Source organism: Nostoc sp. CCY 9925, from assembly GCF_963920935.1.
GTDB lineage: Bacteria > Cyanobacteriota > Cyanobacteriia > Cyanobacteriales > Nostocaceae > Nostoc.
The window spans coordinates 11,363-36,354 of sequence record NZ_CAWUDO010000009.1; the positions used below are offsets into that span (position 1 = coordinate 11,363).

Sequence of the window (24,992 nt, forward strand, 5' to 3'; positions counted from 1 at the left end):
TGGTTAGAGGACGATGATTTACCGAAATCCAAAATTAAAAATTAGAGGTTTTTCAACTTTGTCAAAACTTGGTATTTCTTCCTAAATTCTGTTCGATGGACTTAAATTTTTTGATTTCCCACTGCTTATGAAGTCACGCGCATACATGCTTATCGGATTTTTCCTGAGTATTCTCCTCAGTTTAGTACCGTTTTCGGGCAATTTTACCATTGCTGCAACACCAACAGCCACCGCACCCGTACCTGCGCTCTCATTTACCCAAGGAGTGCAAAAAACGGTATTGGATAATGGTTTAACCGTCCTAACCAAAGAGGTTCACACCGCTCCAGTGGTGAGCGTGCAGGTTTGGTATAAAGTCGGTTCGCGCAACGAGGTTAAGGGAGAAAATGGTATTTCCCACCAGCTAGAACATTTGATGTTCAAAGGCACAACCAACCGTCCAGTCCAGTTTGGGCGGTTATTTAGTGCCTTGGGTAGCCAGTTCAATGCCTTTACCAGTTATGACGAAACAGCGTATTTTGGCACAGTGCAGCGAGACAGACTCGAAGCATTGCTGACACTAGAAGCCGATCGCATGAAAAATGCTTTAATTAACCCTGAGCAACTCACAAGTGAAAAGCGAGTAGTAATCTCTGAATTACAAGGCTACGAAAATTCACCTGAGTATCGTTTGAATCGGGAAGTTATGCGAAATGCTTTCCCCAATCGAGCCTATGGCTTACCAGTGGGAGGTACAAAAGCTGATGTCGAGAAATTTACAGTGGAGCAGGTGCGTAATTACTACCAAAAGTACTACAGCCCAGAAAATGCCACCTTGGTGATTACCGGGGATTTTGCTACAGAACCTGTACAAAAAATTGTGCAAGAAACTTTTGGTAAGTTATCGCCACAAGCAAAACAGGACAAGATGCCTGATGAGGCAAGCAAAGCACTTGATAATTTATTTTTATTGACATCTTCTTCCGTCGCCGATGCTTCCTCAGCTACTCCTGCTAACAAAAAAGCAACCATTGTCCTCAAGCAACCTGGAAGTGCAGCACTACTACAAGCGCTGTATCCTCTGCCAGATCTCAACCATCCCGATGTCCCAGCAATTGATGTGATGGATGCTGTGCTCACAGGTGGACGTAGTTCTAGACTTTACCAGGCTTTGGTAGAGTCTGGACTCGCTAGTTCAGTTGGTGGCAGTGCTGTGGAACTCATCGAACCGGGTTGGTATGAAATTAATGCTACGGCGGCTCCTGGTCAACAGTTAAGCAAAATTGCCCAGGTACTCCAAGAATCTTTGACAAAATTGCAAGAGCAGCCAATCAGCGCAGAAGAATTAAACCGAGCCAAGACGCAACTGCAAGCCTCTTACGTATTGAGTAACCAGGATATCACTAGTCAAGCCAACCTACTGGGATATAACCAAACTGTGGCGGGGGATTATCATTTTATTGAAAAGTATCTCGCGGCGATCGCCAAAGTCACCCCAGCCCAGATACAAAAAGCAGCGAAAACTTACCTGAATCCCGCTAAACAAACCATTGGCTACTTTGAACCGACCCAACCAGATGGTCAACCAGGGACTTCCAACGCTGGGTCTGGTCGCACGGTGGAAAATTTTAGCCCCGGTAAACCCGTAGATCCGGCAGAACTGGCTAAATATCTGCCACCTGCCACATCAACTACAGATTCCAAAAAACAATCGCTACCAGAAGAGTTTACTTTGAATAATGGTTTGCGAGTTTTGCTGTTAAGCGATCGCAATGTTCCTACTATTAATCTCAGCGGCCAAATTGACGCTGGTACCGAGTTTGACGGTAATCAAAAAGCTGGATTAGCGAATCTCACTGCAACCAACTTAATGAATGGAACGCAGACTAAAGACGCTCTGACCTTAGCCAAAACCTTAGAAGACAAAGGAGCCGGTTTAGGCTTCAGTGCTAGCCGGGAAGGCGTAAATATAACTGGTGAGGGCTTATCAGCAAACCTGCCAATATTGATTCAAACTCTGGCAGATGTCTTAAAAAATGCCACTTTTCCCGCCGAACAATTAGAACTCAGTCGTCAAAGAGCGCTAACAACTCTCAAAGTCCAGCTAGATGACCCCAGCGGTCTGGGAAGACGGATATTTCAACAGGCAATTTACCCAGAAAATCATCCGTTTCATAGCTTTCCCACGGAAGAAAGTTTAAAAACCATTACTCGTGATGATTTGCTTAGCTTCTACCAGACACATTACCGACCGGATACGACAACCATCGCTTTAGTGGGAGACTTCGATCCAGTTAAGGTAAAAGCATTGCTAAATCAGCAATTTGGTAAATGGGAAGCCACAGGTAAGCCACCTATTGTTCAAGTTCCACCCGTGCCATTACCGCAAACTTCGACACAATTAAACAAGGTAATTCCCGGTAAAGCGGAGGCAGTGACCTACATCGGTTACAACGGAATTTCTAGGAAAGACAAGCGTTTCTATGCAGCATTGGTGCTGAATCAAATTTTGGGTGGTGATACCTTAGCGAGTCGCTTGGGTACAGAAGTGCGCGATCGCCAGGGATTAACCTATGGTATTTACAGTGCTTTTGCCGCCGGAATTAATCCCGGTCCCTTCTTGATTCAAATGCAGACTGCTCCCGGAGATGCCCAAAAAGCGATCGCCAGTACTGTTGCTTTACTCAAACAATTACGCGAACAAGGAGTAACTGAAGCTGAATTAAACACAGCAAAACGCTCAATTACTAATAGCTACCCTGTAGATTTAGCTAATCCTAGTAATGTATCTAGCATCATTTTAGATAATGCTGTATTAGGGCTTTCACGAGCAGAAATTCGAGAATTTCCCCAGCAAATTCAGGCAGTTACTATGGCTCAGATGCAACAAGTAATTCAGGATTTAATTAAGCCGGAAAATTTGGTGATTGTTACCACTGGACCTGGGGAAACTGTGCCCAAGGGCGGCTAAGTAACTTCAACTCGTCTATTGAGGGAAATGGGGAGAGAATTTCACCCCACCCCTCTCACACTTCCAATGCTCAAAAGTATAAGAAATTAAAGCTTGAAATAAGAACGTTTTTCACCTATTTTTTTTCTGATATGTAATGCAAGGGATGTCCTTTGGCATTAAGGTACTGAAGAATACATCCATCAGTATATTGATTAGCTATTTATCTATCTAACGGAGGAATTGAGAAAGGCAGTATCAGGACAAAATAAACAGATATTCCGATCACCTGACGAACTTTAACTCCACATTCCCTCATTTCTCTTGAGAAATAGGGAATTTTTGTTTTAAAGCTACCAAAATAGAATTTCAATCAGATATTTATCTGTCTTCAGGAGGAATAAGATAAAGTTGATAAATAATAAAAACTTAAATAGCCCGATTACCCTACCGGACTTTAGTTTTAGCTCTCCCCTTGTTTTACCTAACAGGGGGGAGTTTCTTTCAAGAAGAACTCCGAAGTGAGAATTATTACTATTTTTCTTCTTCTTCTTCTTTCTTGTCTTCCAGATTAGTTATTTTTGTATTTTGCATGAGAATATAGTTTTGTTGATTCTGCTGTTCTTCTTTGTTCTCTTGTACAACTTTAGTGGCATATACTTCCACATCTCGCTGAATAATATCTTCTACCTGACCAGCAAAAAGATTAAATGCCTGTTCGTGGCTTGTATAATGACGATAAGGGCCTGTCAACTGCGAAAATTGCCATCCTTGGGTTTTCAAAGATTCCACTGTGCGGCGATAGTGTCGCCAGCGTTCTCCATAGTGAAAAAATTCTTCAATGGCAGCACTAATAGCAACTAATTGACTAATAACAAAAGTTGAACCGATAATAAGATTTCTTGTAGTCTTAGTTTCCGGAGAAATAGTATTAATATTTAGACTGACTAACGCAGGAAGAATTATGCCACCAATAATAGTTGTTAGCCGCAAAAAATAATAGCGATCGCGTGCAAAATTCGCCTTACCTTCCATCCAAAGTACTTGGTCTAACCAGCGCGATCGCAAAAAATGCCTTTGCACATCACCTAGCTTCATCCCTGCAAATAATTTGTTAAAATCTTCCTTTAAAAATTCTTGATAACTATCTTTTTTTGCCATTATTTACTCCTTGGTGGAAAGCAAACCCTTAATTATTTCGCCTAAGTTATCAACTCCCCTCTCTATATCGATTAAGTTGATACACTGCAATTTACCAGATTTCGCTAACTCTTTAGCGCGATCGTCAGTCGCATTTCCAAGCAAAGCACCAGCGAGTATATCTGCGGTTCTACCACTACCAGCGATCGCTACAACTAACCTACCAGTATTAACGCTAGAAAACGCATCCTTAAAGGTAACTTCGCCACCGTTCAAAAGTACAGTCACCGAAGGTGCGCCACCAGCTAACACCGTTGCAACATCAGATATCCAAGGAGATTCATCGCCCCAATTACTACCAGGAACTAGCAAAAAATGGGTATGATTTGGCTCTAACGGCGTTAAATCAGCAACTTTTAATTCATTGGGTAAAGCCACTTTCCCTTCAGGTGCCACACCAACCAAAGCAAACTTAGCACCTATTTGGGTACGAGCCACACCCATTAATCGCATAACTCCTGCATCCGTACCCCCATCGACGACATAAGCGCCCAAAGTTTGGGCGATGGGGGCTAAAATTTCTACAAACAACCGTTGAATGCGGAGAAAGTCGGCTTCACTGATATTACTTGCACCCCCCACCACTACTAAAACAGGGCGTGAATCGCTAAGTCCTATTTGCTTTAGAGTATTTGGCAATTCTGCTTGCTGATTAACTCGAATAGCTAATGCTGTTTGTCCGCTGTCAAAGGTAAGTTTTAAGCGATTTTTCATTTGTCCAAAATGCTGACTGCTTAAGTTTTCCAGAGTAGTGCTTTGCAGTCATCTTCGGCAAGCGTCGTATTACGCACAGTAGTCAATTAATCGTGTTTCTATAACGTTTTTATCCGGGCGTTGTTGAGTAGAAATATGAATTTGGATCGCGCAGAGACGCAGAGTCGCAGAGAGTAAGAGTTGAGAAGAGTTGATTTTTCAAATTTTATATTCAAATTCAGCAACGCCCGTTTTCATCCCTGTTGGGGAAAATCTGGGTTTGCTTTTGTGTTTCCATCCCCTTTCGGGGCGATGCGATCATAAAGAAGTTTCGCCTGAAATTGCTGCGAATTTTGTAAACAAGTTTCCATCCCCTTTCGGGGCGATGTGATCGGAAAGTTAACTGCCATTGACACGAAAGTCAGATCACTCGAGTTTCCATCCCCTTTCGGGGCGATGTGATCGGAAAGAGTTCACTTTTGGAAACCTTACTACGAGCGGGTTTCAGACCCCCTAATCGACGCATCTCTTGATGAAGACAAAAAATCTTCAAAAATTCGTCAATTTTGTAGCCTGAAAGCCTTACTGCACAAGGCATCGACGCATGTCAACGAAGTTATGCGCTTTTCAAGGTTCGGGCGAGATGCGTCGATTAGTTTCAACACATCGCTAAACAATAAAATTTGTTGTGTGTGCTTGTCAAGTTTTTGATACAAAACAGTACCTCTTTGAACGTGATGCATAAAATCTCTTGATTTCTCTCTGCGCTCTCTGTGCCTCTGTGGTTTATAAGTTATTTATTTGACTACTTCAGACCTAGAGGACACAGAGCTAAATTTCGGTGAGTAGATTTGCTACTTCGGCGACAGCATTTGTTATTTCGGCGACAGCATTTGTTATTTTTGCGGTCGCATTTTTATTTTTGCGGTCGCATTTTTATTTCGGCGACAGCATTTGTTATTTTTGCGGTCGCATTTTTATTTTTGCGGTCGCATTTTTATTTTAGCGACAGCATTTGTTATTTTAGCGACAGCATTTGTTATTTTAGCGATCGCATTTTTATTTCGGCGACAGCATTTGTTATTTTAGCGACAGCATTTGTTATTTTAGCGATCGCCATCACATCACTGATTAAATTTATAACTGGGGCAAAATTACCATGACTGCTGCTGTCTTCTTAGAAAACGTCTACAAGTTTTACAACAAAGTACCTGTAGTCAATGACCTGTCATTCCAAATTGAAGCGGGGGAAATATTTGCTCTACTTGGCCCCAACGGTGCGGGAAAATCTACGACAATTCGGATGCTGACTACACTAACCAAACCCTCCCAAGGACGGATAGAAGTAAATGGATATGATGTGGTCAGCCAACCAATGTTGGCAAAACAGAGTATTGGCGTAGTCTTGCAGCAAGTCAGTGTAGATAACGATTTAACTGTTTGGGAAAATATGGAACTGCATGGGAGACTACATCACATTAGCAACCCGCAGCGACAACAATTAATTAATCAATGGCTAGAATATGTTGAACTCACAGAAAAACGTAATGATTTGGTCAAAACTCTGTCTGGGGGTATGAAACGACGGTTGCAAATAGCGAGGGCTTTACTGCATGAACCGCAAATGTTGTTTTTGGATGAACCAACGGTAGGACTAGACCCTCAAACCAGGCGGCGCCTTTGGGAAATTATTCGGGATTTGAATAAGCAGGGAATGACGATGCTACTAACGACCCATTATATGGATGAGGTCGAATTTTTGTGTGATGCTTTCGGCTCCACAAAGCCAGGACGCATCGGTATTATGGATGGCGGTCAGCTGATTTCTTTGGGAACGCTAAAACAACTACGTTCTACTCACGGTGAAGGTTTGGTGATGAAGCAATTAGGTTTATCTGAAGTAGGAAGTGACAGCGCCCTAGCTTGGGAATATTTGTTTTTCCCTTCGTTGGAAGAAGCAAACATCTACTTGAATGAACAGCCCGATAAAACTGGAATGATGGTGCGTCCCTCTAACCTGGAAGATATTTTTGTGGAATTAACGGGACGCCAGTTAGATTAATCTCATCCTCCTAGCTGTCGTAGCATGGTTTCTACTCTGTCCACACCATCTAAGTCATTGCGCCGCTTATACAAATCGCGGGCTTTCTGAAGCGCACTGTTCGCTTGTTTGGCTTGCCGTCGCTGTTTATACATGGAACCCATTAATTCATAAGTCTGGGCATTATTTTTATCTAAGCTAAGTGCTTGTTCGTATGCCCAGCTAGCTGCACTATAATCTCCTAGACGAGATTGAGTTACAGCTAAGCCTAAATAGGCGTTAACATTGTTACGGTTCAGCTGTATGGCACGACGGTAACCTTCTTTTGCTCCGGCGGTATCTCCCAAATTGGCTTTGATGTAACCGACAGCATAATAAAAATCACTATTGTTAGGGTTGATAGCGATCGCCCGACGATAAGCCGTTAATGCCGCTTGATAATTCCCTTGTTGAGCGTATAAGTAACCAATACCAGAATAAATTTTAGCATTCTTGGGATCTATAGCCGCTGCTTGTTGATAAACAGCGATCGCACCACCATAATCGCCTGTATCAACCAACCTCCGCCCTTCTTCTAGTAATTGCTTTAATTCTGCGTTTTTAGTTTGCGCCACTAACACCTGAGCCTGAGTCGGCGCAGGCATGGTAAAGGCAAAACATCCTAGTAACACCACACTAAACACAAATGATGTTGGCTTGTACACAGTAAATTTCCTGAAATTTTAGAGAACTTTTTTCTTGTACATTAAAACAAAAATGTGGACTTTTGAAAACTGTATTTTTTCGTATTGATTAAGATGTTGATAGTTCATTTGCTCTTTCCTTTACAATCAGGACTAGATAACAGAGCTTTTACTGAATGGTGGAGTGTTAGATCTCAACTAGCAAAGCCAATTCTTCTACAGATAAATCATTAAAACAAAAAAATTACACTTTTTTATCAGTGCTTCTACGTATTAGTTAATATATCGACATATGTCTCAATTAATGAACAATAGGTGATGCACCAATATTTCCAAAGAGTTTAACATTCATAGCTGTTTATTATTTTATTTAATAACTTGCTAAGTCTGTATCCAATTTTTCTCAGATTTTAGCCCTTGATACTAACTTTGGTAAACCAATATCCAAGGGTTAACATCCGTTTTTAGTCATTAAACGGTAAGATCAATCCAACAAACAAAATGTTCCTAAAAGTCGTGTTTGTAGTTAGACAATACTCGCTTAGTAGAGTGGCGATCGCTTTTCTTAATTCTGTGAGAGTATATTTATCAAACTTGTCTACAACACAAGCAACTTGTCTAGGTATAAATGACTTATAATCGCTAGTTTAATAATATCCACCTATTTGGAAAAAGAAAGTAGGTAGAGACGCTATTAATTAATCGCGTCTTTAGCCACTACTTGAGTACGCAAATAAGTTTAAATATCAAAGCCGATTAGTATATATAATATTAATGCATATTCATGAGGGTAATTTTATGATTATAACTACCACTGATGTGATTCAAGGAGCCGTTATCGAATCATATTTAGGTATTGTGACAGCAGAAGTCGTGTATGGTAGTAATTTTTTGCGAGATTTTTTAGCCGGAATTCGGGATATTGTTGGGGGACGCACCGGCAGTTACGAGCGTTTATTTGAGCAGGGTCAACGCAAAGCCCTAGAAGAATTAGAACAACGAGCACAACGTTTAGGAGCAAATGCTGTAATCGGTATTGAAATTGATACTGGCACAATCAATGTTGACCAGTCGGGAGTTTTAATGCTGATTACCGCTACAGGTACTGCTGTGAGAATACGTTAATTTTTGATTATTTTTAGTTTTGACAATGGTTATAAAGTTTTGGATTAAGTCTAATTACATATACCATTAAGCTAGCCGATTGGACAATTTAATAATTGTATTTTAATTTAAAATTTTTTACATGGAAATTTTCTGAATAATTATTCAAAAACTGAATCCAGGTTAAATTGTATTACAGCCTTTAAATACAGTTTCTTCTTTATAACTAAAGATAGACATATTACTTATTTCTATTGATAGATATAAAAACAGATAATTTAGTTATTTAATTTATAAGCATGAACATAAATATACCTGAACAGAAACTTTGCTAAAACAGCACTGGAGAATATAAGCTATGTCATACGTAAATCGAACAGGCAATGATGTTATTTCTACTGATCCTGTGGTAGCAGGTAGAACATCTGAATATCACGATCTTGTTCGCTGGGGGCCAATTATTGGTGGTTTGTTAGTTGCTTTAGCTACTCAATTAATTTTGAGCGCTATAATTGGTGCTGTTGCAGCTGGTACAGTTGAAGGTTCAGGTGCACCCAGGTCAATTGCCCCTAACGCTGCGGGTAATGCGGGGCTTTGGTCAACTATCGCTTTGTTAATTTCCCTATTTACTGGTGGTTGGGTTACAGCCCGTGCTTGTGGACCAATGAACCGCAATACAGCTCTTCTTAACGGCGCAATTCTTTGGGCAACTACTTTGGCAGTTAGCTCGTGGTTATTGGCAAATGGAGTATCTGGTGCTTTTGGTGTTGCTGCTTCCAACGCTGGGGAAGTCATAAACCAGGTTGGTACCCCTAATCTACCCCGGACAAACGTAACTGCTCAAGAAGCTCGTGATATTGCAGCAAATGTGCGTTCAGGATTGTGGTGGTTTGTGTTTGGTTCGTTGTTAGGTTTAGTAGCCGCAATGATGGGAGCTGTATCGGGTGCTCGCAGTCCCCGGGCTAACAATTACAATCCTTAAAAATTGTCTGAAAAATCAAACATGATTTATTTCAAATAAAAGCACCTTGAAAAAAGGTGCTTTTTGTTTATTATTTAAGGCTGGCGTTTGTAGCGTCCAATTAATTCTGCTGTTGCCAAAACATGGCCTTCCATTGCTGCTAAAATTTGGTTTTTTGTAGCCCCTTCTGCCAAACCCAAACTTTTATCTAAAGCATAAACTTTAAAAAAGTAGCGATGGATACCACTAGGTGGACAGGGACCACCGTAACCAAACTTGCCAAAATCATTCTTGCCCTGTACCCCACCATTGGGTAGAGTTTTTACAGATGGAATATTCTCTGGTAATTGGCAAATTGTATTAGGAATATCGTAAATAACCCAATGAACAAATGTTCGTCCAGGTGCATCAGGATCATCGACAATCAACGCTATGCTTTGTGTTTCTGTTGGGAGTTCATCCCAAAGGAGAGGTGGAGAAATATCTTTGCCATCACAGGTGTATTTAGCAGGAATTAATTCATTAGCGTTAAAAGCACTGCTTTCCAATTTCATGGTTTTTACTTCCTTTTTTGATTGGCCGCTATTGCTGAAATTGATTGGAGTATTGCCGCGATCGCCAGAACTACAACTATCTAAAAATAATCCCGTTGACCCAAATGTCAGCATAAATTTATATATAAAAATTTCTATTTTCTCACCAATAATTATCCTCATTGTGGAAGATTTTTCTATTGGAAGTTACTAATACCAATTCTGTATGAAGCTGCACATAATCAAGACCCCCCTGTAGTCCCCCCTTGCCAAGGGGGGACGGCGTAGCGGGGGGTAAATATATGCAGCTTCACAAAGAAACGGTATAAGGATGCAGGCAGCGAAAATAAAGAGTAATTAGCTGTATTTTAGCTAGGATATTTGATAGGTAATAATAACTTTAGTACTATACCAAAAGTTGAGTCAAAATTTTTATTTTCTATTTCCTAAGGTTCATGAATCTACTTCATTTGAGTAGCTAAATTGAGAAAGTCAATAATTGATGTAATGGAAACCGATTTAAGGTTTTGATTGCCTGAAAAAAAGTAAAAGCTTTAATTAGTTGCAAGGAGTACTATCATGTCAGATACAAGCAAACGTGGCTTTGCTTCGATGGATGATGACAAGCAACGCGAAATAGCGAGTAAGGGCGGACAAGCTGCTCATGAGAAGGGTACTGCCCATGAGTTTACATCTGAAGAAGCTCGTGAAGCCGGACACAAAGGTGGTGAAGCTGTAAGTCAGGATAGAGAACATATGGCTGAAATTGGCCGTGAGGGCGGCAAGAGTTCCCACAAGGGCAGTCGTAATCAAGATAAAGAAGATACCGATACTGAAGAAAAGGGAACCCAAGGAGGCACACCAGAACAACATGCTAAGGCAGGACGGCAGAGTCACAAAAATAAATAGATAAGCTGTCGCCCATTTAATGCAGCACATCTCAATACTTTTTGGATAAGTGCCAAAAACTTCTGTGGTGGTTTAGGAAAAGGGTAAAGGCATCATCACTCACTTGAAATTTCTCGCTTCCATAACTAGCTTTTAGGCATAGTTTCCAAGATATTTTATCTGTTAATATCCCGCTTTTAATAACTATTTATATTTATTAGAAGTGGGATATTGTGTTTGGTTATTTTTTTACTGAAGCTAAACTTTATTACTAGAGTTCACCATTTGAGATATGAAGCTTCAATCCCTTGCTCACGTCGAATTTTGCTATCTTTTTCAAACCAGGCAATTACTTGTTGTGTTGTCAAATCTTCAATAGCAACACCGTACTCTTGAGCAATATATTTTAAAAGTTTAAGTGATGAAATTGTCAATCTTGTTAAAAACTTTTCTGGAGAAGACAACAAAGCCGCGTCTACTTTTGCTGATTCTTCCAAGGTTAAAAATTGTGTTGATGGTTGCTGTGGTGCTACATCCATAAATGGTATCTCAAATTTAGTTGATTATTGGGCATAGGGCATTGGAGATTAGTTTTGACTAATGACTAATGACTAATGACTAATGACGAGCTTGCACCAAATAACCACAACGGTGTTCGCCGTTGATAATCCAGTGGGTGCGTTCTACTGTACAATCTGGTAAAACACCAGCAAACATTTCTAATTCATGACCACAAATGGTGGGAAAAGATTCAGCAACGTTGGAAATGGCGCAGTTATGCTCTATGAATATGAAGCTTTCACCTTTAGAGCAGTCATTGACATCAACAGAGTGAAATTCGGCCATGAAGCCTTCAGCTTTTCTCAACTCTACTAGGTTGGCTACACGTTCTCTTAGCGAACCATTACCCACGCGATCGCGATATTCTTGAGCTTTACGCTCCCACTGTTTCTGTAAAATCGTTTTAAATTGGTCATGCCCCACGGTTTCTGCTAAGGTATCCAGCAGCGAAACAGCAAAATTGCCGCTGGCATCACCAAAGCGATCGCTGATTGTGCGATGCAAGCGATCGCGTCCCTGACGACTCAGTTGATAAACGTGCTGCGGACGCCCCATTCCGGCTTGCTCTGATATCGAAAATAAAACTAGCTCCTCCGTCTCCAAATCTTTGAGGTGACGGCGGATCGCTTGCTTGCTCACATCTAAAACTTCGGCTAGCTCAATAGCCGTTGCTTTTTGGTGCTTGTGCAGATATTCTAGGATTTCTTGCTTGGTTGAGGACTGGTTGATAGTCGCCATCTTCTGGTGTGAGACGCTGCGGGAACGTCCCAAAAATTTCTCTTAAAATTTGACTTTGACAACATTGTTGTTGTTAATTTAGCGTAAAATGGAGATACATAAAACAACATAGCCGTTGTTTTACTCTCCACCACCATTCTAGCAGCCGTGTAACCACTCCGTAACGTGAGATGGGAGTCGGCAAAAAGAGATCTTGTCTCCCATTCTTAAAGAGATTGAACTGAACACGAGAGATTACTACCGATGAGTGCCACTGTCAAAACCTTAGTCAACCAACCTTACAAGTACGGCTTTATCACCGACATTGAGACGGACACTATCCCTCGCGGACTAGACGAGGATGTTATCCGCTTGATTTCAGCGAAGAAGAACGAGCCACAATTCATGTTGGACTTTCGCCTCAAGGCTTATCGCCAGTGGCAAAAAATGACAGAACCAACTTGGCCTAACGTCAAGTATCCGCCAATTAACTATCAAGATATCATTTATTACTCAGCACCAAAACGCAAGAAAGAAAAACTCAACAGCTTGGATGAAGTCGATCCAACTCTACTAGAAACCTTTGAAAAGCTGGGTATTCCCCTGTCTGAACAAAAGCGACTGGCCAACGTTGCTGTAGATGCGATTTTCGATAGTGTTTCTGTTGCCACTACATTTAAAGAAAAGCTAGCTAAAGACGGCGTTATTTTCTGTTCGATTTCCGAAGCTTTGCAGGAACACCCAGAACTAATCCAAAAATACCTGGGTAGTGTAGTTCCCATAGCTGACAACTATTTTGCTGCTCTCAACGCCGCTGTATTTAGCGATGGTTCCTTTGTCTACATTCCCAAAGGCGTCAAATGTCCGATGGAACTGTCTACCTACTTCCGCATCAACTCTGGAGATACGGGACAATTTGAGCGGACTTTGATTGTCGCCGAAGAAGGTAGCTACGTTTCCTACCTGGAAGGTTGCACCGCACCAATGTATGACAGCAACCAGCTGCACGCGGCTGTGGTGGAACTCGTCGCCCTCGACAACGCCGAAATCAAATACTCTACCGTCCAAAACTGGTACGCTGGAGATGCTAACGGTAAAGGCGGTATTTACAACTTTGTCACCAAGCGCGGTTTGTGTCAGGGCGTAAATTCCAAGATTTCCTGGACTCAAGTAGAAACAGGTTCGGCAATTACTTGGAAGTATCCTAGCTGCGTGTTGGTGGGTGATAACTCTGTGGGTGAGTTCTACTCGGTGGCGCTGACAAATAACATGCAGCAAGCCGACACGGGTACGAAGATGATTCACGTTGGTAAAAATACCCGCAGTACAATTATTTCTAAGGGAATCTCCGCAGGTAATTCTAGTAACAGTTACCGGGGTTTGGTGAAAGTCAACCCGAATGCTAAAGGGGCTAGAAACTATTCTCAGTGCGACTCAATGCTGATTGGGGATAATGCCCACGCCAATACTTTCCCTTATATACAGGTGCAAAATAATACTGCAAAAGTGGAGCATGAAGCTTCTACTTCCAAGATTGGGGAAGACCAGCTATTTTACTTCGCTCAACGGGGTATTTCTTCAGAAGACGCGATTTCGATGATGATTAGCGGCTTCTGTAAGGATGTTTTCAATCAGCTACCGATGGAGTTTGCTGTGGAAGCTGATAAGTTGTTGAGTTTGAAGTTGGAAGGCAGTGTTGGATAAGGCTTGTAGCTAGCGCTTTAGTGCTGGAAAATCACTACGAACCAAAAAGATGAATCCTTGCAGTTAGGCACTTTAGGGCTAGAGAAAAGCGCTAAAGCGCCGACTACGAACTTAAGAGAAGAGAGAGAAGATGATTATTGAAAATAGTGAAGTTGTGCTGTCGGTAAGGAATCTGACGGCTAATGTTGATGGGACACCGATTTTAAAGGGTGTGAATCTGGAGGTGCGATCGGGTGAAATTCATGCGATCATGGGGCCGAATGGTTCTGGTAAGAGTACCTTTTCTAAGGTGTTGGCTGGACACCCGGCGTATGAGGTGACTGGCGGTGAAGTAATTTTCCAAGGACAAAATTTGCTGGAGTTGGAACCAGAGGAACGCGCCAGAAGTGGTGTGTTTTTGGCTTTTCAATATCCGCTGGAAATTCCTGGTGTGAGCAATTTGGATTTCTTGCGGGTGGCGTACAATTCCCGGCAGAAAGCACAGGGTTTAGAAGAAATAGACGCGTTTGATTTTGACGATTTAATTGAGGAAAAGCTGGATGTGGTAAAAATGAATGCCGCTTTCCTCAATCGGAGTTTAAATGAAGGGTTTTCTGGTGGAGAGAAAAAGCGGAATGAAATTCTGCAAATGGCGCTGCTAGAACCGAAGTTGGCAATTCTGGATGAAACAGATTCGGGTTTAGATATTGACGCGCTGAGAATTGTGGCGAATGGGGTAAATCAACTGGCAAGTCCAGAAAATTCCACGATTTTGATTACCCACTACCAACGGTTACTCGATTATATTGTCCCAGATTTTGTGCATGTGATGGCCAACGGGCGGATTCTCACCAGTGGCGGTAAGGAATTGGCATTAGAGTTGGAGTCTCGCGGTTATGACTGGGTGCTGGAAGAGTTTGCAGCTGAGGTGGGTGTCTAATGAGTATTCAAGTTTCTCCCAGTCCAATTCCTAACTCCGGTGCAGTGAGTTTGACAGCTACTCTGTTAGATAAAGATGCCTATTTAATTAACTTGTTAAATCAAGTCAGTGCATCAAAAACAGAGGGATGGTTGCAAGGTATACGTGAAAGCGCTGCTAATTTGGTACGTCACTCCTCTATCCCCAGCACTCGCGAGGAAGAATGGCGATTTACTGATTTGTCTTCTCTGCGACAAGTGCAGTTTAATGTAGAGACGTTAGATGTAGCGTCTCTACCGGAAATTTTGCCAGAAGCGGCTAATAGTCGTTTGGTTTTTGTGAATGGTGTTTATGCGCCGGGGTTATCCGCAGTCGCAGATTTACCGACTGGGGTGGTGGTGAGTAACTTGGCTGGGTTACCAGTGGGTGAGCAAGAGGCTGTACAACAGTATTTAGCTCAAGCTGAGGGAGCGCAGGAAGTTTTCACGGCTCTCAATACTGCTGGAATAAATGATGCAGCGGTGGTTTGGGTGAAGAAGAATGTGGTAGTTGAGACCCCAATTCATTTGGTGTTTGTTGCAGTTGCGGGTGAGAATGCGACGATTTCGCAGCCGCGTTGTTTGGTGGTGGCGGAAGGTGGTTCGCAGGTGACTTTGGTTGAGGAGTATACGAACCGCAGAGGCGCAGAGGGCGCAGAGAAAGAGAGATATTTTACGAATGCGGTGACGGAAGTTTGGGTTGGTGAGAATGCCGAGGTGAGTCACACTAGGGTTGAGCAAGAAGGTGGAGAGGCTTTTCATGTTGGGAAGACTGCGATCGCTCAGTCCCGTGATAGTCGATATACTTGTCATGCCATAACTTTCGGTGGCAAATTATCGCGGCATAATTTGGAGATTTTACAAACTGGCGAGCAAACCCAAACTACTCTCAATGGGTTGACGATGATTTCTGGCAAACAGCTGGCGGATACTCACAGTGCGATCGCTCTGAATTATCCTTATGGTACAAGTAAACAGTTGCATAAGTGTATCGTTGGCGATCGCGCTCATGCAGTATTCAATGGTAAAGTTTTTGTACCCAAGCCAGCGCAGCTGACAGATGCAGCTCAGTTAAATCGCAATTTGCTGCTATCATCAAAAGCCAGAGTAGATACTAAACCCCAATTAGAAATTACTGCGGATAATGTCAAATGCGCTCACGGCGCTACTGTCAGTCAATTGGAGGATGATGAAATCTTCTACCTCCAAAGTCGGGGAATTGATGAAAATGATGCTCGTAAGTTGTTAATTAACGCCTTTGCTGCTGAAATTATCAACCAAATACCTGTTGCCTCTCTCAGAGAAAGATTACTAAACACAGTCAATAGTCTAAAGTCTCTGACTAATGACTAATGGCTATTGTAGAGACGCGATTAATCGCGTCTCTACTAATGACTAATAACTAATCTACCAATGACTTTCACCACTACTAAAACCCTAGCCGATAAAGTTCGCGCTGACTTCCCAATTTTGCATCAGGAAGTCAATGAGAAAACCCTAGTTTATCTCGATAATGCTGCAACGTCTCAAAAGCCTTTACTCGTATTAAATACCCTGCGGGATTATTACGAGCAATATAATGCCAATGTACATCGGGGTGCCCATACCCTCAGTGCTAAGGCTACTGATGCTTATGAAGCTGCACGAGATAAAGTTGCCAAATTTATTAATGCTGCATCGCGTCAGGAAATTGTTTACACCCGCAATGCCAGTGAGGCGATTAATCTTGTCGCTTACAGTTGGGGAATGAATAATTTACAGCCGGGAGATGAGATTATTCTCTCGGTAATGGAACACCATAGTAATATTGTGCCGTGGCAATTAGTGGCACAAAAAACTGGTGCGGTGTTAAAATTTGTCGAACTTACACCAGAAGAAACTTTTGATTTGGAACAGTTTAAACAACTGATTTCTGATAAAACAAAACTGGTGTCAGTTGTGCATATTTCTAATACTTTGGGTTGTATTAATCCAGTAGCAGAAATTGGTGCGATCGCTCACAGATACGGTGCGAAATTCTTAGTCGATGCTTGTCAAAGTGTACCTCACTTCCCCACTGATGTCCAACAAATAGATTGTGATTGGTTGGTTGCTTCCGGCCATAAAATGTGCGCTCCAACTGGCATCGGATTTTTGTATGGCAAGTTGGAATTGTTAGAATCAATGCCTCCATTTTTTGGCGGTGGTGAAATGATTGCAGAGGTGTATTTAGACCATTCCACCTATGCAGAATTACCGCATAAATTTGAAGCTGGTACACCTGCGATCGGGGAAGCGATCGCTTTGGGTGCTGCAATAGATTATCTTAGTAGTATTGGTATGGATAAAATCCACGCCTACGAAGCCGAATTAACAGCTTATCTGTTCCAACAATTAGAGCAAATTCCCCAAATTCGGATTTACGGCCCCAAACCAAATGCTCAAGGAGAAGGTAGAGCCGCTTTAGCTACATTCACCGCCGGAGATGTCCACCCCAACGACTTATCTACATTATTAGATCAAGAAGGCGTTGCCATTCGTTCTGGACATCATTGCACTCAGCCATTACACCGCTACTTAGGACTTCCTGCAACCGCGCGAGCAAGTTTATCCTTCTACAATACCCGTGAGGAAATTGATGTTTTCATCAAAGCACTAAAGGAAACCCTAGACTTTTTTGCTGAATTCTCTAGTTAAAAATAGATAATGTTTAGATACTGAATTGTGCCAATTATTAATTAATAATATTTGGCACAATTTCACTTATTTAGGTAGAGTTACGTCGCTTTGCTCCGAATTCAAAATTCAAAATTAATAATCCTCATAAATAAATAATGGGGCTTGTATCATGAGTCTGTTTCGGTCAGTTGTTGTTAAAAAATATAAATAAATTTTATTTTTAAATCAATTTAAATTGATCAGCTAAAAATATTTTAATTTGCATCCTCAAAAAAATGAATCTGTTGTAGGGTGGGCATCTTGCCCGCCCTAGTTGTGCAAATTAAATACGCGACAGCTTAGTAACTCTTTAAGTTAGTTAATAATCCTATGTGACACTTTAGGGTGCGGAATGTGGGTTGAATTAACAAAAATATAGTAAGTCAAAATACTCATGTATAAAAAAATAAAGAGGCAAATCGCCTTATTTTAAAGCTTCGCCTCTCTCAATAACATCTAAGTTGAACTAGTAATTAAACCTTAGAACGGTCAGTTAAAATCTCATAACCAGTTTCCGTGACCAACACCGTATGCTCAAACTGAGCGGATAAAGCATTATCTACAGTCACAGCTGTCCAACGGTCAGATAATGTACGTGTATGTCTAGAACCCGCATTTACAATTGGTTCAATTGCCAGCGTCATACCCGCACGAAGTTTAACGTTTGGCAGTTCCCTAGTACGGAAATTGAATACTGAAGGTTCTTCATGCAAGTTACGACCAACACCGTGTCCGGTAAACTCTTCAACGATACTAAAGCCGTTAGCTTTCACATGGTCTTCAATCGGCCCAGCCAGATCAAGCAAGTATACACCAGCCTTAACTTGTTCAATGCCCTTAAATAAAGCCTCTTCTGCAACGCGAATTAGTTTAGCTGCTAGTGGGGTCACCTCTCCAACAGCAATTGTAATGCAAGAATCACCATGAAAGCCTTGGTAATAAGCGCCTGTATCAACCTTTAATACATCCCCAGGGCGAATTACTTTCTTGGGACTAGGAATACCATGTACTACTTCATTATTAATGCTGGAGCAAATAGAACCTGGAAACCCATGATATCCTTTAAAACTTGGTGTTGCGCCCATTTCGCGGATGCGTTTTTCCGCATAAGCATCCAAGTCAGCTGTCGTCATTCCTGGCTTTACTAGCTCAGAAATTTCTTTTAGCACAGTTGCTACAATTGCCGCTGATTGCCGCATGATTTCGATTTCACGCGGTGATTTAATTTCAATTCCTCGACGTTGTTTTTTTGCAGGTGCAGGCTGAGTTGGTTGAGAAAGTAAGTTACTGAAAATGTTCATGGGAAATTAATAATTACTGGGGCTTTGCAGCTTAAGTATCAATGCTTTTCTAAGTTAATTGAGAAATAATATCTATATCTAAATTAGCTTATTTTTAAGCACACACTCTGCTAATTAATTTGTGAATCTGCTTTGGAGTCAATTCTTGTACATTAGGTAAAACGATCGCAGCTCCAGCCCTTAGCAGTGTTTCACCATAAGCTTCACCCCGCGCTGCTGTTTCTTGCACATGTGGCGGTAGAACCCCCACACCAATCCAAATGCGAGTAGAATCTAAATTTCGTGCTTTCTCAATAGTATACATGTCCGCTACTGTATCCCCTACATACACGATCGCTGATTTTTGCTCAATTCCATTTTCTAATTCAGCAACTGTAGCAAAAAGTCCAGTGGGGTCAGGTTTACCTGGTGCATCCTCCATCGCAATCAATACCGGAGATTGCAAGCCCAGGCGTTTTTCTAAGACATAGTTAGCCGAAACACGAGTAGCGCCGCTGAAAAATCCCCAAGCAATCCCAGCTTGGGTAAGTTGCTCTAAGTAGTTAGGTTGTAATAATAAGGGTTCATGACAGATATAGCCTGTCAAATTGTTGGGGTCTGGGCCTCGATAACGCGATTGGAAGAAAGCAACGATCGCATTGTAATCTAGTTGCAATTCCTTGCGGATCTCTCCTTGAGCGGTAAAGTAGCGGTAAATTAATTCCTGGGATGCTTCCCAATCGTTATTCCATACACCTTCCGATTTTAGTTGGTCAATATCTACGGGTGTGGGACGATATGCAGCATTGGTAAAGTATTCTACGGTATCTGCGATCGCTCGACGATAAGAACCACTGACATCACGTACAACACCATCAATATCGAAAACAACAGCTGCTTTTGTGGAAGTTTCTTGAGTCATGGGGTAGGAAGCAGAATAGTTTTACATCATCATAGAGCTTCCGATTACGACTCAGGTAAAAAATCGGGGTCGAGGTAATTCTTCCGGAAACCTACCAATGGCAATGTCAGCAATTAGGACAACAACATGCTGGTTCAATTCGCTGGATTGACTTGTTAGCTCGCTGTTGCCTCAAGCAGCTCCAACCAATATCTCCTCATTTTTCTCAGATGCTGAAAGATACAAACCTCTCCACCGCTCTAAGTCGTTAAGACACCATCCTTCCCAACCTTCATCTCTTGCAAACAGTGTTTCAGGATCGATCTGTCGAAAAATGCTGGCTCCTTCACTGACTAGCTCACGGGATATAAGTCCCAATGACTCCTCTTTCGGCAACAGAGTTGGAGCAAGAGTTTGATCTCCGAACATGAGCTTTTCAACAATCTCATTGGCATTCGCAAACTTTCTTCTCGATAGCTCCTGCGACAAACGTTCCTCGATCTCAGCAGATGATTTTTCTAGTGATGCTGTTCTATCTTCAATCCCTGGATAGGCTTGACGAGTAAGCCTTAACTCAGACCGCAATTGGGCGATTACCCGATCTGCTTCTAGCTCAGATCCAAAAGTCTCTTGGTGTGTTTCGATAACATCTTCAAGGATTTCATTAATCTCTTCAGACTCCATCTCAAAAAAGCGGAAAATGCCGCAACCATGGGGGAAAAGAGAAACAACAAGGATGCTGAGTGCCTTTTCACGTTGAAGGCGTGCGTACAGCGTACTGCAAGGAGGAATTGCGCTGTAGAGTACAGAAACACCCATAAGTAAGCTCACCTCATTTTAACGCTTCAGACTGCATCCCGATCTTAATCGCACCCCCTTCGATAACTATGCTAATGGGTCTAAATCTGACGAATTATCTCAATTCAGGTAAAAAATCGGGGTTGAGGACTTGCTCTGGGGTGAAGGGAGATTGTTCCGGGAACGTTGCCACAGCTAATTCAGTTTCATCAGCAGCCAATAGTCTAGCGTGGTCATAACACTGCCCAAGAACCTCATCAAAATAGGGTTTGAGGCTAGGACTTTCTTCTAGAGCTTCTCTGAGGCGTTTGCGATGCTCTCGAATCGTTGCTTGCCAACTGCCAGAGCGCTTTTCGGGCTGATACTTATACTTCAATAGATGCATTAACAACACTTCCAAATTGCTTCTGAGTGCTTTCTTTTCACTCCTACCCATTGCTTCAATTTCTTCAATTAAATTCTCTAAGTCCAGTTGTGTAAAATTCTTTTGCTTGAGCAGTTCTGCTGTGGTTTGAATCCACAAGTAAAAGTCTTGCTCATACAAATCTGAACCAGATGTTTGAGATTGGGATAGTTGAGCAGTCATAAGCATCTGTAGTTAGCGCCGACTACACTTGATGTTAGCCCATTTTCAATCATTAATTTTGTCATTAGTCATTCTCCTTGTCCCCTCATCTCCACCATCTCCCCATGCCCCATACCCATCACTATTTGGTCATTGATGGGGTATTGCGTTAAAATAAGCGATCGCTATCCTAGTTAAGTAATGCCCGGAAATTCCCGGAGGTGTGATTGACCAAGTTTATTTTGAAAATTCTGTGGTTAGACGAAAACGTCGCTCTAGCAGTCGATCAAGTTGTCGGTAAAGGCACAAGTCCTTTGACCAAGTACTTTTTCTGGCCGAGAAATGATGCCTGGGAAGAATTAAAGAAGGAACTCGAATCCAAACACTGGATTAGTGACCTCGATCGCGTCGAGTTGCTTAACAAAGCAACTGAAGTGATTAACTACTGGCAAGAAGAGGGCAGAAACCGCCCAATGGCAGAAGCTCAGTTGAAATTTCCGGAAGTTGCCTTCACAGGTAGCGCTTGATATTCCAAAATCAACTCTCGTGCTATTCTACAAGCTGCCAGAGTTTAATAGTCTTGTCCTTGCTGCCACTTGCAATCAGTTGTGTAACTTGGCTCACAGCAATGGCAGATACTGAGTCTGTATGACCAGAAAGAGTCACAATCTCTTCTGTTGTACTCAATCTCCAGAGTTTAACTGTCTTGTCCCAACTTGCGCTAATCAGGGTTTTGCCATCGGCAGTGAAAGCTACACCTATTACAGACCAGGAATGGCCTGAAAGTGTGCTGATTTCCTGACCAGTGTACACTTCCCACAATTTAATAGTTTTATCATCGCTACCCGTCGCCAGAATTTTTCCATCGGGACTGAAAGCGACTGTCAAAACTGCCCATGCATGACCCGAAAGGATGCCTAACAAGGTATAGCATGGGCAGTTTTTAAATTCTGTTTGGGAATTTATCTGCCACAGGCGAATTGTTCTGTCATAACTAGCACTGGCTAGAATTTGCCCTTGGGAACTAAACGCTACTGAATTTACCTGTAATTGATGTCCAGTTAAGGTACAAATTTCAGCCCCACTATTTACATTCCAGAGTTTGACTGTTTTATCCCAGCTACCACTAGCAAGAATCTGTCCGTCTGGACTGAAAGCAACTGATTTCACCGCGTGAGAGTGTCCTGGGAGAGTGCAGATTTCTGTTAATGTGTTGATGTCCCACAATTTGATAGTTTTATCGTCGCTAGCACTTGCCAGAATTTTGCCATCAGGACTGAAAGCAACTGATTTTACCACTTGTGAATGTCCCAATAAGCTAGCTATCACTTTTTTAGTATTTAAATCCCACAATTTAATGTTTTTCTCGTCATTAGTACTGGCTAAAATGTTACCTTCAGGAGAGAAAACAAGAGCATTCACACTACTCGAAACAACAGAATATTCAGTTAAAGTAGATGAGCAGTGCCATAGAGGATTTGGTAATTTCAAATCTTGGGATTTAGATTTGATATCCATTGCTTGCATGACTTCATCAGCTGATTGAAAGCGTTGACTAACAACATTTTGGAGTAGCTTATCAAGGATTTTTGTCAAGCGTAAATTTTTTGTCTCTTGTTGCCATATATTGCCTTTAGTAGTTAAATAATCTCGCCAAACCCAGCAATTATTTACAACATCAAATAAATCAAATGGAGGAATTTGGGTAAGTAGATAAATGCAAGTGACACCGAGACTATAAAGGTCACTTGCAAAAACAGCTTTTCCTATAGTTTGCTCTGGTGCAGCATATTCTGGACTACCGATATTGTTATCAGCTATTAAGCAATCAATTTCTGTGACAATTTTCGCAGTGCTAAAATCAACTATTACTAGATTTGCTTCACCTTTGGGGTTAGGAGGGGTTCTACAGATAATATTTTCCGGTTTAATATCGCGATGGATGATGTGGCGATCGCTAATAAACTGCAAAACTGGTAACAAATCCTCTAAAATTTGCCAAATCTGAGTTCCATTAAAAACACCCTCCTCTGCAACCACCTGAGCTAAATTTCTACCTGCAATAAACTCCTGCACTAAATAAAAATGCTGCTGATACTGAAAATAATTCAATAAAGCCGGAATTTGTTCATGCTTTCCTAATTCCTCTAAACTTTGTGCCTTTTGCTCAAAAGTTTTAGATGTTTCGCACTCTGACAATAATTCTTGAACCACGCAAGGTATTGGAGGAAACTGACCTTCATCTACAGCGAGGAAGGTTTTGCAGAATCCCCCTTTACCAATTCGTTTAATTAAACGATAACGTCCTTGTAAAAGCAAAATTTTCCTACCAGTTACAGGCGGGCAATCTATACCCACCCTACAAAAACATCCCTAAGGCTAAAATTGACCCAGCTAAGCAATACTGTGCTCCTACTGCTGCATTTAGGGTTGTTGTACCTTCTCAAATATAGCTACTCTATTTATCTAAGTAAATTTAACAATGTTTTTTGATAATAAATATTACTAACATTACCAAATGTAATGCAATATGTTACATTAACATTTGCTTAGATGCTTTGTATCTGTAATCTTGCTATTGTGGAGATTATCTGCTCAGTCTGAGGTTATCAAGTATTGACAAATATTTTTCACAATACTTAACATTTAGCAAGGATGTGTAATTTCGGTTAACTGTTGCACAGAAATTCTCTCACAATGAGTAGAATGACAAATACAATGACGCAACTATTTCATGAATTAGTTACCCTAGAACTGTAGACTTATGTTTTCAGTCCTGACTTATTTCAGTATTTTGCCTCAAAGGCATACCAGTCAAAACCATACCAAATCCTTCATTAAGAGCTCCCAAAAATCATAATGCCTGTGATTGAGAAAAAAAGAACTCGCGATCTGCCTCAAATTAACGAACGAATTCGCTTCCCGAAAATTCGGGTCATTGACACTGATGGCGGACAATTGGGAATTATGCCCCCACAAGAAGCACTACAACTAGCAGAGGAAAAAGAACTAGATTTAGTGCTACTCAGTGACAAAGCTGACCCGCCAGTTTGTCGGATTATGGACTACGGGAAATACAAGTTTGAGCAGGAGAAAAAGGCGCGGGAAGCCCGTAAAAAACAGCACACGGCTGATGTCAAAGAAGTTAAGATGCGCTACAAAATAGAAGAACACGACTACAACGTGCGTGTCAAGCAAGCAGAGCGCTTTTTGAAAGATGGTGATAAAGTCAAAGCTACCGTGATGTTTCGGGGCCGAGAAATTCAACACAGTGACCTCGCAGAAGATTTGCTCAAACGCATGGCAACGGACTTAGAGCCGTTTGGTGAAGTTCAGCAAGCGCCCAAAAAAGAAGGGCGAAATATGATGATGCTCCTCTCACCCAAAAAATAATCCTTTAACTTTCAATAGATAAGTTTGAAAATCCCTTGGCTTTTAGCCAGGGGATTTTTTCATTTTAGCTGTCACAAGATTACACATTTTATAGACATACATAGGTAGGGGCGTACAGCAGTAAGCCCCTACAGGTGATTTATATATTGCAAATATTTTTGTCAATAGTATCAGGTCGTATAAATTTATCTCAAATCGATAGTCCTGAACGCTGAGTGGGAAAGATAATACTCAGTTGCTCAGGACTTTTGTGATGTCTGGGGGATGGGGGAATGAAGAGACACACAGAGGGGGAGACGCGGTGAGGAAGTCGGAGTCTTGGACGCCACTTCCTTCAAGCCGGGAAACCCGTCCAACGGAGTGGCTCCGCTTTCCGTCGAGTCCGAACTTTCTCACTCGTTCGCTGAA

General features: G+C 41.7%; 23 protein-coding genes. 12 read left to right on the top strand and 11 right to left on the bottom strand.

The window, feature by feature from the left end:
• Positions 1-127: 127 nt before the first annotated feature.
• Positions 128-2,950 carry a M16 family metallopeptidase gene (locus tag ACM0OY_RS07080; RefSeq protein ID WP_414568155.1) on the top strand — a complete coding sequence of 941 codons (2,823 nt, stop codon included), beginning with the start codon at positions 128-130 and terminating at the stop codon, positions 2,948-2,950.
• A gap of 513 nt (positions 2,951-3,463) precedes the next feature.
• Here ACM0OY_RS07080 and ACM0OY_RS07085 read toward each other — a convergent pair.
• Positions 3,464-4,090 (bottom strand): DUF4231 domain-containing protein, encoded by a 627-nt coding sequence (locus ACM0OY_RS07085; RefSeq protein ID WP_414568156.1) that lies wholly within the window; start codon positions 4,088-4,090, stop codon positions 3,464-3,466.
• A gap of 3 nt (positions 4,091-4,093) precedes the next feature.
• Positions 4,094-4,843: a hypothetical protein gene (locus ACM0OY_RS07090; RefSeq protein WP_414568157.1), complete on the bottom strand. Its 750-nt coding sequence runs from the start codon at positions 4,841-4,843 to the stop codon at positions 4,094-4,096.
• Between the two features lie 1,138 nt (positions 4,844-5,981).
• Here ACM0OY_RS07090 and ACM0OY_RS07095 point away from each other — a divergent pair.
• Positions 5,982-6,884 carry an ABC transporter ATP-binding protein gene (locus tag ACM0OY_RS07095; protein ID WP_414568158.1) on the top strand — a complete coding sequence of 301 codons (903 nt, stop codon included), beginning with the start codon at positions 5,982-5,984 and terminating at the stop codon, positions 6,882-6,884.
• A 2-nt stretch (positions 6,885-6,886) separates the two neighbouring features.
• Here ACM0OY_RS07095 and ACM0OY_RS07100 read toward each other — a convergent pair whose 3' ends face one another.
• Complete coding sequence (locus tag ACM0OY_RS07100; RefSeq protein ID WP_414568159.1) at positions 6,887-7,567, bottom strand: tetratricopeptide repeat protein; 681 nt, start codon at positions 7,565-7,567, stop codon at positions 6,887-6,889.
• A 777-nt stretch (positions 7,568-8,344) separates the two neighbouring features.
• On the opposite strand from ACM0OY_RS07100, the gene ACM0OY_RS07105 reads away from it, so the two are divergent.
• Both ACM0OY_RS07105 and ACM0OY_RS07110 read left to right on the top strand, forming a co-directional pair.
• A complete protein-coding gene (locus ACM0OY_RS07105) occupies positions 8,345-8,671 on the top strand; it encodes a YbjQ family protein (protein ID WP_096534469.1) in 327 nt (108 codons plus the stop codon).
• A gap of 337 nt (positions 8,672-9,008) precedes the next feature.
• Positions 9,009-9,632 (top strand): hypothetical protein, encoded by a 624-nt coding sequence (locus ACM0OY_RS07110; protein ID WP_414568160.1) that lies wholly within the window; start codon positions 9,009-9,011, stop codon positions 9,630-9,632.
• Positions 9,633-9,706: 74 nt separating this feature from the next.
• On the opposite strand, the gene ACM0OY_RS07115 is transcribed toward ACM0OY_RS07110, so the two are convergent.
• Entirely contained in the window at positions 9,707-10,165 is a 459-nt protein-coding gene (locus tag ACM0OY_RS07115; RefSeq protein ID WP_414568161.1) for a YbhB/YbcL family Raf kinase inhibitor-like protein, read from the bottom strand.
• Here ACM0OY_RS07115 and ACM0OY_RS07120 point away from each other — a divergent pair.
• A complete protein-coding gene (locus tag ACM0OY_RS07120; protein ID WP_414568162.1) occupies positions 10,164-10,358 on the top strand; it encodes a hypothetical protein in 195 nt (64 codons plus the stop codon). The genes ACM0OY_RS07115 and ACM0OY_RS07120 overlap by 2 nt on opposite strands.
• A gap of 365 nt (positions 10,359-10,723) precedes the next feature.
• Positions 10,724-11,053, top strand: coding sequence for a KGG domain-containing protein (locus ACM0OY_RS07125; protein WP_414568163.1), 330 nt, complete (start codon positions 10,724-10,726; stop codon positions 11,051-11,053).
• A 257-nt stretch (positions 11,054-11,310) separates the two neighbouring features.
• Here ACM0OY_RS07125 and ACM0OY_RS07130 read toward each other — a convergent pair whose 3' ends face one another.
• Together ACM0OY_RS07130 and sufR are read right to left on the bottom strand one after the other, a co-directional pair.
• Entirely contained in the window at positions 11,311-11,571 is a 261-nt protein-coding gene (locus tag ACM0OY_RS07130) for a hypothetical protein (RefSeq protein ID WP_414568164.1), read from the bottom strand.
• Positions 11,572-11,650: 79 nt separating this feature from the next.
• On the bottom strand, positions 11,651-12,331 hold the full coding sequence (gene sufR / locus ACM0OY_RS07135; RefSeq protein ID WP_414568259.1) for an iron-sulfur cluster biosynthesis transcriptional regulator SufR: 681 nt from the start codon (positions 12,329-12,331) through the stop codon (positions 11,651-11,653).
• Positions 12,332-12,574: 243 nt separating this feature from the next.
• Between sufR and sufB the strand changes: the two genes are divergently transcribed.
• The 4 genes from sufB (at position 12,575) to ACM0OY_RS07155 (ending at position 17,626) form a co-directional block, all read left to right on the top strand.
• Positions 12,575-14,014, top strand: coding sequence for a Fe-S cluster assembly protein SufB (sufB, locus tag ACM0OY_RS07140; protein WP_414568165.1), 1,440 nt, complete (start codon positions 12,575-12,577; stop codon positions 14,012-14,014).
• 130 nt (positions 14,015-14,144) lie between these two features.
• On the top strand, positions 14,145-14,933 hold the full coding sequence (sufC, locus tag ACM0OY_RS07145; RefSeq protein WP_414568166.1) for a Fe-S cluster assembly ATPase SufC: 789 nt from the start codon (positions 14,145-14,147) through the stop codon (positions 14,931-14,933).
• Positions 14,933-16,303 carry a Fe-S cluster assembly protein SufD gene (gene sufD / locus ACM0OY_RS07150; protein WP_414568167.1) on the top strand — a complete coding sequence of 457 codons (1,371 nt, stop codon included), beginning with the start codon at positions 14,933-14,935 and terminating at the stop codon, positions 16,301-16,303. Before sufC ends, sufD begins: the two co-directional genes overlap by 1 nt.
• 60 nt (positions 16,304-16,363) lie before the next feature.
• Positions 16,364-17,626 (top strand): cysteine desulfurase, encoded by a 1,263-nt coding sequence (locus tag ACM0OY_RS07155; RefSeq protein WP_414568168.1) that lies wholly within the window; start codon positions 16,364-16,366, stop codon positions 17,624-17,626.
• 494 nt (positions 17,627-18,120) lie between these two features.
• Here ACM0OY_RS07155 and map read toward each other — a convergent pair whose 3' ends face one another.
• From map to ACM0OY_RS07175, 4 genes are all read right to left on the bottom strand, one after another.
• Positions 18,121-18,948 carry a type I methionyl aminopeptidase gene (gene map / locus ACM0OY_RS07160; RefSeq protein ID WP_414568169.1) on the bottom strand — a complete coding sequence of 276 codons (828 nt, stop codon included), beginning with the start codon at positions 18,946-18,948 and terminating at the stop codon, positions 18,121-18,123.
• Positions 18,949-19,042: 94 nt separating this feature from the next.
• A complete protein-coding gene (locus tag ACM0OY_RS07165) occupies positions 19,043-19,849 on the bottom strand; it encodes a TIGR01548 family HAD-type hydrolase (RefSeq protein ID WP_414568170.1) in 807 nt (268 codons plus the stop codon).
• A gap of 171 nt (positions 19,850-20,020) precedes the next feature.
• Positions 20,021-20,647 carry a hypothetical protein gene (locus ACM0OY_RS07170; protein WP_414568171.1) on the bottom strand — a complete coding sequence of 209 codons (627 nt, stop codon included), beginning with the start codon at positions 20,645-20,647 and terminating at the stop codon, positions 20,021-20,023.
• Between the two features lie 94 nt (positions 20,648-20,741).
• Entirely contained in the window at positions 20,742-21,212 is a 471-nt protein-coding gene (locus tag ACM0OY_RS07175) for a DUF29 domain-containing protein (protein WP_414568172.1), read from the bottom strand.
• A 206-nt stretch (positions 21,213-21,418) separates the two neighbouring features.
• Here ACM0OY_RS07175 and ACM0OY_RS07180 point away from each other — a divergent pair, with 206 nt between their 5' ends.
• Entirely contained in the window at positions 21,419-21,718 is a 300-nt protein-coding gene (locus tag ACM0OY_RS07180; protein ID WP_045870192.1) for a 30S ribosomal protein PSRP-3, read from the top strand.
• Positions 21,719-21,740: 22 nt separating this feature from the next.
• Here ACM0OY_RS07180 and ACM0OY_RS07185 read toward each other — a convergent pair whose 3' ends face one another.
• Positions 21,741-23,549, bottom strand: a complete 1,809-nt coding sequence (locus ACM0OY_RS07185) for a protein kinase domain-containing protein (protein ID WP_414568173.1) — start codon at positions 23,547-23,549, stop codon at positions 21,741-21,743.
• A 501-nt stretch (positions 23,550-24,050) separates the two neighbouring features.
• Between ACM0OY_RS07185 and infC the strand changes: the two genes are divergently transcribed.
• Positions 24,051-24,584 carry a translation initiation factor IF-3 gene (infC, locus tag ACM0OY_RS07190; RefSeq protein ID WP_099069477.1) on the top strand — a complete coding sequence of 178 codons (534 nt, stop codon included), beginning with the start codon at positions 24,051-24,053 and terminating at the stop codon, positions 24,582-24,584.
• The last annotated feature ends 408 nt before the right edge of the window (positions 24,585-24,992 follow it).